The following is a 2331-nucleotide window of genomic DNA, read 5'->3' as shown; positions in this document are numbered from 1 at the left end:
CATTTCAATATTTTGCACGCTGTTATCAGATGCAGGTGAAAGCGCCGCAGGGAGTTAGTACGGATGCGGAATTGTCAAATCGTGATATGGCGGAAACGGCGGAGTTTATCGTACAGCATCGAATTAAGGCGATTTTTGCCGAATCAACAACCGATCCGGCGAGAATGGAGAAATTGCGCGAATCGTGCAAGGCAAAAGGTTTTGATGTAAAGATTGTCAGCGGTCAGGATCAGGAGCTGTTCAGCGACTCGTTAGCGCCAAAGGGTCAAAAAGGTGATACCTATATTGACATGTATCGTTTTGACGTTGATCTGATTGTCTCCAATCTGAAATAGAAATGGTTGCAAAGAACATATGAAATGTATTCAGATTACAAATCTATCCGCATCATATGGCGGCGACCTCGTTTTAAGAGACATTAATACGGATATTGAAGAAAAATCTCTTACGGCCATTGTCGGGCCTAACGGAGCCGGAAAATCGACATTATTAAAATGCATACTCGGTTTTATAAAACCGCTTTCCGGAAATATCAAAATTCATGAAAAATCAATTGCGGCCAGCCGTCACATGATTGCGTATGTCCCGCAGATTTCAGCAGTCAATTGGAAGTTTCCCATTACCGTACATGAAGTTGTATTGATGGGGCGCTATGCGGATCTGGGCTGGCTGAGGCGGCCAAAGGAAGCGGATCATCAAAAGGCGCGGCAGGCTTTGCAAACAATGGGGATAGAAGCGTATGCCGATCGACAGATTTCGCAATTGTCAGGCGGGCAGAAGCAGCGCGTAGCACTTGCTCGCGCACTGATGCAAGAGCCTGAAATTTTGCTACTTGACGAGCCGCTTTCGGCGCTTGATTTTACGATGCGTGAAAAAATCCAAGAGTATTTGCTAAAGATCCACGAGCAGTTTCATCAGACCGTGATCTTGGTAAGCCACGATGTGAGTGAGATTTATAGGCTTTGCAAGCGGGTTTATGAGATGAAGGACGGCAGGATCGTCCGCACCGGTACGCCGGAGGAAATTTTCCTTAAAACTAGCGGCTCGCAGAAGTTTTCTTTCGTGGGCAAGATTGTCGATTTGCAAGCACGCGACGGGGTCAAAGTGGCTGTCGTAGCGATCGGCAGTCAGCTGTGCGAAGTGGTGCTAAGCAATGCAGAAGCCGATGGCTTGCAAGTAGGCGATGAGGTCAAAGCGGGTGCCAAAGCCTTTAATATCACTCTGCGTAAAATTTAAACTTATAGGCAAACTTTTTGGGCGTGCCTGGGTGAGAAATTTCAACTAGATTAGAGATTTAAATACAGGCTTTTATGGAATTTAGACGAGGGATTTTGCGAAATTTTAGCTAGATTTGCCCGCAAAATACGGTGAGATTTTAAAATTTCATTCGCATCGCGCTTAGATTTTCATGAAACACAAAATTTAAACGCAGACTAGAGCAAAATTGCAATGCGATCCTAGATAGCGTGTGGGAATTAAGCTTTAAATTTTAGATTTTGCGCAGACAGGCGCCGTTAAATTCCTTCTTTGAATTTATTAATTGGCGTGGTGGGTTTATTTTTAAATTTGGCGGCTTTTAGCTTACTTTTTTGTCAGGAGTTGCGCGAATTCTATCATGCGATCTTGGTAAAAAATTTAATGTGAAGCTTCGCGCAAACTTAAAATTTTTAGATTTGGAATTTTGCCTGGATTTTGTGGCTTTGAAATTTGAAAAGCTCTAACGGCTCGAAGCTTGCGCGTTAAACTCGCTTAATGAGCTATGACAGGTTTTCATTAACCCGGTTTTCTAGATTTATGCGAAATTTTAATTTCGTCTTGTCGGGCTCAATGAAATTTCGCTAGGTCGTTCGGAGGGCGTCGTTTAGCCTATCTCGCGTGAAATTTGCGCTCAGATAAATCCTGCCCGCTCAAGTTTTAAAGCTAAGCTAAGCTTTTTGAAATTTAGCTCAGCAAAATTCGTGACCTTAAAAATTCGCCAGCTTGGTAGAGAGCTTAAAGATTCAGTAGGATTTGTACGCTTGAAGGAATTTATTAGCCAAGCAATTTATAAAATTCCGCCCAGTTTAGCTTGCGCGAAATTTTTAAAATTTCATTTTGCTAAAGCTCTTGCGCAGCTAGGTCTGCGCAGAATTTTTCAAAATTTTATTTTGCAAGACCTTATGGCTATGAGGTTTGCGTAAATTCTATCTGGCTTTGCCTCTAAATTTTAAAGTAGGGCTAGGCTTTTAAGATTTTATAGTTTGGGCCCAGCGGCTCGGCTCGGAGGATAAATGTTTGAAATTCTAAAGGAAGAGACCGTCAGCGCGAAAAAACATATTTTGTTAGGCGATA

The 2331-nt window shown here is 42.7% G+C and carries 2 protein-coding genes; both read left to right on the top strand.

The genetic code is table 11. The annotated features are described in order from the left end of the window. Positions 1 to 335: zinc ABC transporter substrate-binding protein (locus Q0236_RS11415; RefSeq protein ID WP_297918089.1), on the top strand; the 335-nt coding region annotated here is incomplete at its 5' end. 19 nt (positions 336 to 354) lie between these two features. After that, the gene (locus tag Q0236_RS11410; protein WP_297918085.1) at positions 355 to 1236 is read left to right on the top strand and encodes an ABC transporter ATP-binding protein; all 882 of its coding nucleotides are present in this window, start codon (positions 355 to 357) and stop codon (positions 1234 to 1236) included. The last annotated feature ends 1095 nt before the right edge of the window (positions 1237 to 2331 follow it).

It is taken from the genome of uncultured Campylobacter sp. (assembly GCF_938031315.1).
Lineage (GTDB): Bacteria > Campylobacterota > Campylobacteria > Campylobacterales > Campylobacteraceae > Campylobacter_B.
Note: the sequence above shows the minus strand (reverse complement) of the source record. Positions and strands in the feature narration are given on the sequence as shown.